6 protein-coding genes are annotated in these 7024 nt (G+C 62.6%); 2 read left to right on the forward strand and 4 right to left on the reverse strand.

Features of this window, described 5'->3' with window-relative positions:
- Window positions 1-146 precede the first annotated feature (146 nt).
- Window positions 147-1430: an aminotransferase class I/II-fold pyridoxal phosphate-dependent enzyme gene (locus GE027_RS20575; protein ID WP_153559110.1), complete on the forward strand. Its 1284-nt coding sequence runs from the start codon at window positions 147-149 to the stop codon at window positions 1428-1430.
- A 272-nt stretch (window positions 1431-1702) separates the two neighbouring features.
- On the opposite strand, the gene GE027_RS20580 is transcribed toward GE027_RS20575, so the two are convergent.
- From GE027_RS20580 to GE027_RS20595, 4 genes are read right to left on the reverse strand one after another with little or no spacing between them, the layout of a single operon-like run.
- Window positions 1703-2980 carry an ATP-binding protein gene (locus GE027_RS20580; protein WP_153559111.1) on the reverse strand — a complete coding sequence of 426 codons (1278 nt, stop codon included), beginning with the start codon at window positions 2978-2980 and terminating at the stop codon, window positions 1703-1705.
- On the reverse strand, window positions 2977-3672 hold the full coding sequence (locus GE027_RS20585) for a response regulator transcription factor (protein WP_153559112.1): 696 nt from the start codon (window positions 3670-3672) through the stop codon (window positions 2977-2979). The genes GE027_RS20580 and GE027_RS20585 overlap by 4 nt, the downstream gene beginning before the upstream one ends.
- A 49-nt stretch (window positions 3673-3721) precedes the next feature.
- Entirely contained in the window at window positions 3722-4603 is an 882-nt protein-coding gene (locus tag GE027_RS20590; protein WP_153559113.1) for an ABC transporter permease, read from the reverse strand.
- Window positions 4600-5631: an ABC transporter ATP-binding protein gene (locus GE027_RS20595; protein ID WP_153559114.1), complete on the reverse strand. Its 1032-nt coding sequence runs from the start codon at window positions 5629-5631 to the stop codon at window positions 4600-4602. The genes GE027_RS20590 and GE027_RS20595 overlap by 4 nt, the downstream gene beginning before the upstream one ends.
- A gap of 222 nt (window positions 5632-5853) precedes the next feature.
- Here GE027_RS20595 and GE027_RS20600 point away from each other — a divergent pair, with 222 nt between their 5' ends.
- Entirely contained in the window at window positions 5854-6765 is a 912-nt protein-coding gene (locus GE027_RS20600; RefSeq protein ID WP_153559115.1) for a phosphatidylserine decarboxylase, read from the forward strand.
- Window positions 6766-7024: the final 259 nt, after the last annotated feature.

Here is a 7024-nt window from a genome sequence, read left to right on the forward strand (position 1 = left end):
TCGACTTGCCGTTCCCACTCGCGGGCCGGCAAGTCTTTTTTTTTTGCAAAATCTCGTGTGGTCTGCCCCCTGGGCTAAGTGGGGACCAAAATGAGACAATCAGCGGCTGTATTTATTGTTCGAAGAACCGCAATTTGCGTAGTGCTATGAGTGACGCGATTAATCTTGACGGCCCGGCGATCGATCCGCCGGGCGACGAGCCCACCGAATCCGCTTCCCCGGTGCAAGAAGTCCCGGTCAAGGTGGCCGGCCGAGTCGAGCGTCTGCCGCCCTACATGTTCGGCCGCATCAACACGATGCTGTACCAGAAGCGACGCGACGGCAGCGACGTGATCGACCTGGGAATGGGCAATCCCTCGGATCCCCCGGACCCGATCGTGATCGCCAAATTGGCCGAAGCCGCGGCCGACGAGCGGAACCACGGCTACAGCAAGAGCAACGGCATCGCGAACCTCCGCCGCGAGGTGGCCAGCAAGTACTATCGCAAGTACGGGGCGCGGCTGGATCCGGAATCGGAGATCATCTCCTGCCTGGGCAGCAAGGAAGGCTTTTCACACATGTGCCTCGCGCTGATGGGCCCGGGCGACACGGCGATCATCCCGGCACCGTATTTCCCGATCCACATGTACGGCGTGATCCTGGCCTCGGGCAACGTCGTCGCGTTGGACGTGGCCGACCCGGACAAATTTTTGCGGAACGTGGCCTACACGTGCGAGAACCTGACGCCGCGGCCCAAGGTCTTGATCGTCAATTATCCGCATAACCCCTCTTCGGCGACCATCGATCCGTCGTTCTTCGTCGAAGTGGTTCGGCTGGCCCGCAAGTACCAGTTTATGGTGCTGCACGATTTTGCTTATGCCGACGTCGCCTTCGACGGCTACCAACCGCCCAGTTTTCTGGCCGTCGACGGAGCCAAGGAAGTCGGCGTGGAATTCACGACGATGAGCAAGGGGTACAACATGGCCGGTTGGCGGGTCGGGTTCTGCGCCGGCAACGCCGAAATGATCCGCGCCCTCGGCACGGTCAAAGGCTACTACGACTACGGCATGTTCCAGGCGATCCAGATCGCCGCGATCGTGGCCCTGCGTGAAACCGAGGCGGCGGTCGAAGCGCAATCGGAGATCTACCAGGGGCGCCGCGACGTGCTGGTCAACGGCCTCCGCCGCTTGGGCTGGAACGTGACGCCGCCGCGGGCCGGGATGTTCGTCTGGGCCGAGGTCCCCGAGCGGTGGCGAAAGGCGATGAGCACGATGGACTTTGCGATGATGTTGCTCGAACAGGGCGACGTGGCGGTCAGCCCCGGCAGCGGTTTCGGCCCCGCCGGCGAGGGCTACCTGCGACTGGCCTTGGTCGAGAACCAACAGCGTCTGCGGCAAGCCGTCCGCCAGATCAGCCGCTGTCTAGACAAAGCCGCCGCGGCCCAAGGGTAAGCGGACGCAGCCGGGAAGCGGAAGAAGCCACGAAGTGGCGAAAGCTCGATGCCGGCCGCGCGAGCCGCCGGTGTCGGATGCAACAAAAAGATTTAGCTCCGGAGGAGCGACAGGGAAACGAACCGAATCATCTCCCTCATCTGTCGCTCCTCCGGAGCTTTGCGTTTCGTTTGGTTCACAACCGGTGGTTTCACCACCGGCACCGTGCTACCGCCGCTTCCAGCGGCTTTGGACCTTCGGTCCAATCGATTCGCTGCCGTTCCCTTCCCGTTTCACTCGCGTTCGCCGTGCGGCAGACGGATCCAGAACCGGGCGCCGCCGTGCGGACTGGGTTCCACGCCCACGGTGCCGCCGTAACTGGTCACGATGCGGCGGACCAGGGCTAGCCCCAATCCCGACCCGCCGCCTTCGCTCTTCGCCAATCGCACGAACGGTTCGAAGATCCGCTCGCGATCCGCCTCGGCGACCCCGCGTCCATCGTCCTCGATGGTGATCAGGGTGTGCGAATCGCTCTGGCTGGCGGAGATCGTCACCCGCTGGCGAGCAAAACGGGCGGCGTTGCGGATCAGATTACCGATCGCCCGCGACAATCTCAGCCGTTCGCCGGGCACGTAGCAGGGCGCCGGCGAGACGCTTTTTGCGAACTGGATCTCAGGGTTCAGCACCGCTTGGGCTTCGATCAGATCCGCAAACAATTCCTCCAGTTCGATCGCTTCCCAGGCTGCCGTCGGCGTTTCCGATTCCAGTTTGACGTACGTCAGCAGCTCGCCCACCAGGTCATCCAGTTCCTGGGTCGCGGTGTCCACTGCCTGCAGGCGTTTCTGACGCTGCTGTTCATTGGGCGAAGATTCGATCAGGTCGGTGGCAAACCGAATCCGCGCCAGCGGTGTGCGCAGCTCGTGCGAGACGGCCTGCAGCAGTTCCCGCTGGGCCCGCAGCAGCGTTTCGGTGCGCTCAGCCATGGAGTTGAAGGCGGCGGCCAGCGGCAAACTGCGCGACCAGGGCGAGGCATCGATGCGGGCCGAAAGGTCGCCCGCGGCGATCGCGCTGGCGGTCCGCTCCACACCGCGCAGCTGCAAGGCGACGGGCCGCAGCAGGATGGCGATCGCGATGGCCGACAATAAAAACACCGCTCCGAATCCCAACAACAATTCGCGTTGACTGGGACCGACAAAGGAGGGCAGGGGCCCCAGCCGGATCAATTGTTCGTTGTCGCGCGCGGTGATCAGAATCGAACTGCCGCGGAGTACCACGTCGCCCTCGCGCAGCCGCTGGGCAACCCGGGCCGGATACCGCTCGGGATCGAACGCTCGCACCCGCACCGGATACTCAAACGACGCTTCCATCCGCGCCAGTTCCGCGGCTTGCTGAGCCCGCGGAAGCGCTTCCAGCCGCGCCTTGGCCAGCCGTGCGCCACCGGACAAGGCCTGTTCGATGACGCGAATGTTTTGCGAAGCGGTCCGCTGTTGGTAGACGTAGGACAGGATCAACCAGGCCAGCATCAGGATGACGATGACGCCGAGATAGAAACGCAAAAACAGCCGGGTCATGATTCGGTTGCCAGCAGGTAGCCCACGCCGCGGACACTCTTGATGCGGCTGGGGTGGTTGGGGTCGTCACCGATTTTCTTTCGCAGCCGCGAGACGCGGAGATCGATCGAACGATCCAGGCCGTCGTAGCGAAGCCCGTGCAGTTCCTGATACAAACACTGCCGGTCCACGACTTGTCCGGCGCGGCTGGCCAACAACCACAGCAGGTCGAATTCCGCGGTCGTCAGGTCCAGACTTCGGCCGTCGACCTGAACATTGCGGCTGGCCGGATCGACGCTCAAACCGTTGACCACCACGCGTGCGGCGGGCGGCCCCAAAGCCGGCTGTTCGACGCGCCGCAGGTGCACGCGCAGACGAGCCAACAAGGCTCGCGGCCGCACCGGTTTGCTCATGTAATCGTCGGCTCCGACCTCCAAGGCCACGACTTCATCGATTTCGTCGCCGCGAGCGGTCAACATCAGGATGGGGCCTTGAAAGGCGGAACGCACCTGCCGGCACACCGAGATGCCGTCCAAGCCGGGCAGGCCGATGTCCAGCACCAGGGCATCGTAGGTCTGTGCAGGAATTCGCTGTGCGGCGGCCAGGCCATCGCTTTCGATGGTGACCGCAAACCCGTGCTCGCTCAGAAAATCCGCGACCATCCCGGCCAGTTCGCAATCGTCTTCGACCAACAATATTCGCTGCGATTCCATAGCGTTTTTGATTCTGCTTGGGGTTCACCGACGAGCCACGAAGCGACGGTCACCCGCCAAAACCGCTGTAGCGACGGATGCCGCGGGCATACATCCAGCGGCACAGCAAAATAAAGAACACCAGCCAACCGGCCTGCCACAGCATCTCGGTGGCCAGTTCGTCCTCGGGAACTTTGCCCAGAAAGACCGCCGCCGGAAAATAGGCCAGGTACTTGAACGGCAATCGCTGCACCACCCATTCGATCTGGTCGGGCAGCAGCGTCAGCGGAAACATGTGACCGCTGAGAAAGAAGCTGAACAACATATAGATGAACAGCAGCGATGTGACTTCCAGGAACCAGAACCCGATCATCCCGATCGACGCTTCCAGAAAGAATCCGATCAAGAATCCCATCACCAGCGAAGCCACAAAGGCCAGCAGCACGGTGGGCTCGGGCCAGCCGTCGACGAAGTATCCCCGGCACAGAAAAAACACCAGCGCAAAGGGCAGGATCGCCACGGTGTAATACGCCGTCTTGTGCGCAATCCGCTGCAGCAACAGAAACCCGACCAGGTCGACCGGTTGGACCAGGTAGCGTTTGATTTCGCCTTCGCGGATCTGCAGCGCAATCCCGCTGGCCAACCCGGGCATACTGGAAAACGCCCGGGCGATCATGGTCATCAGGTAGTAGGCCACCATGTCGGCAAAGCGAAATCCGCCCACCGTCGTCGGTTCCCCCTCACCCTGTGCCCCGCTGCTCTGTGACCCGCTGATCGAGGCAAAGATGGCGGACCACAAAAAGATCTGCGTCACGATGGGCAGGAAACGCATCAGCGTGCCGAGGGCGAAATCGCCGCGGTACACCAAGCGTTCCTCCAGAGCGATCCTCAGGATCACCCACCAGGTCTGAACGCGGTGCCGCCATCCCGCCGGTGCCACCGCATCGCTCATGTTTCGGCCGCCTGGCTGGCCGTGGCCTCGGGATCGGCGTCCCTGGAACCGCGTCCGACCGAGTGGAATAGATCGGCGATCACGTCTTCCAGAGGCGGATCCTCCACCGATACATCGACCACCGCGTGGTCACGCAGGGCCTGAGTCAAACGGGCGGGCACCTCGGCGCGGGGGATGCGGATCCGTGCTTTGGGCCAGTTCGTATCCAGCACCTCACCGATCAGCCCCAGGTTGTCCGGCTGGACGTCCTCGGCGAACTGCAGCGTCACCACCTTGCTGCCGGAAAACTTGTCGACGATGCCCGATAACGAGCCGTCGTACTGGATGCTTCCGTCGGCGATGATCACCACGCGTTTGCACAGGGCGGCGACGTCCTTCATATAGTGGCTGGTCAACAGGATCGTGATCTTGCGTTTCTCCTGATAGTACTTCAGGAATTGCTGGATGTTGTGCTGGGCGATCACGTCCAGGCCGATGGTCGGTTCGTCCAGAAACAGCACGTCGGGGCTGTGCAGCAGGGCCGCCATCAATTCCATCTTCATGCGTTCACCCAGCGACAGCTCGCGCACCGGTTGGCCCAGCAGACGCTGGACATCCAACAGGTCGGCCAACTCGCTCAACCGCCGCGTGAACTCAGCGGGGTCGATGCCGTAGATCTGCTGGTGCAGCCGATACGATTCCTGCGCCGGCAGGTCCCACCACAACTGGTTCTTCTGTCCCATCACCAGGGCAAAGCGGCGGCGGTACTCGTTCTTGCGTTCCCAGGGCACGAAGCCCATCACGCTGGCCGAGCCGCTGGTCGGGTTGATCACGCCGCTGAGCAGTTTCAGGGTCGTGGTTTTGCCGGCACCGTTGGGGCCGAGGAATGCCACGAACTCGCCCTGCTGGACCGTCAGGTCGATGCCCCGCACGGCTTCGACTTCGCGATACTCACGGTGAAACAACCCGCGCACACTGTCCATCAAACCTTCGCGTTTTTGATACACGCGGTAGGATTTGGTCAGCTGGGAAACCTCGATAATGGGCATGCGGCAGGCTTTACGACAAAAGCGTCAACGGAGCGAGCGAAACGCCGAAAAAGGGGGAACGCGGCAAGGGCAGGGCGGCAAACCGCACTCGATTGTAGACCGCTGGGCGAAGATGCCAACCGGCCCGGCGGCTTTGCCTGCGGCCGTCCTTCTGCGACCATGGCACTGCCGCATTGCTTTCCGTCCCGCTCCGCTTCCTCGTCGCCATAGTCACTCGCCCGCATGGCCGCTTCGCCCACGCCCCAGCCGATCACCTACTTCAACCGCTATACCGGCCGCCTGGAGCAGGAAGCGATCTATGGCGAATCCTACCTCCGCTGGACGTACGAAACGCAGGCCGGTCGTTTGGCCCTGGCCCTGGCCGCTCGCCGGGTGTGGTTTTCCCGCTGGTATGGCTGGCGAATGAACCGCCGGGCCAGCCGCGACAAAGTCCTGCCGTTCATCGAACAGTACCAGGTGGACCCCGAGGAATTCGCCCAGCCGCCCGAGACGTTTGGCAACTTCAACGAATTCTTCTACCGCAAACTACGTCCCGAAGCGCGGCCCATCGATCCGGACCCCGCGGCGATCGTGTTTCCGGCCGACGGGCGGCAGCTGGTCCTGCCCGACATTTCCGAAGCGGACGGTCTGTGGGTCAAAGGCCAACAAATGGATCTGGCTCGGCTGCTGGGCGATGCGGACCTGGCCCGGCGTTACTCCCGCGGCAGCCTGCTGATCTCACGGCTGTGTCCGACCGACTACCACCGTTTTCATTTCCCGGTCGGCGGCACGGCCCGCGCGGCTCGCCCGATCGCCGGATCGCTGTCTTCGGTCAGCCCCGTCGCTCTGCGGCGGCGACTGGCCATCCTGTGGGAGAACAAACGCCAGCTGACCGAAATCCAGTGCGGCTCGCTGGGAACGGTCTTGCTGATCGAAGTCGGCGCGGCCTGCGTCGGCGGCATCTGGCAGACCTACACACCGGGAGCGGTGGAGAAGGGGGCCGAGAAAGGCTACTTCAGCTTCGGCGGATCGATGACGATGGTACTGTTTCCGCCCGCGACGGTGCGGTTTGCCGACGACCTGCTCGAGCACAGTGCTGCGGGCCGCGAAGTGTACGCCCGGATGGGCGACCGTGCGGGGTTGGTGGATGGTTGATGGTTGATGGTTGTTGGTTGATGGTTGATGGTTGATGGTTGATGGTTGATGGTTGTTGGTTGTTGGTTGATGGTTGATGGTTGTTGGTTGATGGTTGATGGTTGATGGTTGATGGTTGATGGTTACGAAAACACGCGGCTGAATTCGCCAGGGTTGGGCTCGTTGGCAAGTCCTCCGTCTGCTTGTGCTCGTGCTCGTGCTGGTGCTCGTGCTCGTGCTCGTGCTGGTGCAAAATGGATGGCGAGTGCCATCTTCTAAG

It is taken from the genome of Roseimaritima sediminicola, from assembly GCF_009618275.1.
GTDB classification, from domain to species: domain Bacteria; phylum Planctomycetota; class Planctomycetia; order Pirellulales; family Pirellulaceae; genus Roseimaritima; species Roseimaritima sediminicola.

Coding starts and splice junctions, on each gene's coding strand:
- GE027_RS20585 (WP_153559112.1), bottom strand. CDS start 3,672: ATGGAATCGCAGCGAATATTGTTGGTCGAAGACGATTGCGAACTGGCC.
- GE027_RS20590 (WP_153559113.1), bottom strand. CDS start 4,603: ATGAGCGATGCGGTGGCACCGGCGGGATGGCGGCACCGCGTTCAGACC.
- GE027_RS20595 (WP_153559114.1), bottom strand. CDS start 5,631: ATGCCCATTATCGAGGTTTCCCAGCTGACCAAATCCTACCGCGTGTAT.
- GE027_RS20575 (WP_153559110.1), top strand. CDS start 147: ATGAGTGACGCGATTAATCTTGACGGCCCGGCGATCGATCCGCCGGGC.
- GE027_RS20600 (WP_153559115.1), top strand. CDS start 5,854: ATGGCCGCTTCGCCCACGCCCCAGCCGATCACCTACTTCAACCGCTAT.
- GE027_RS20580 (WP_153559111.1), bottom strand. CDS start 2,980: ATGACCCGGCTGTTTTTGCGTTTCTATCTCGGCGTCATCGTCATCCTG.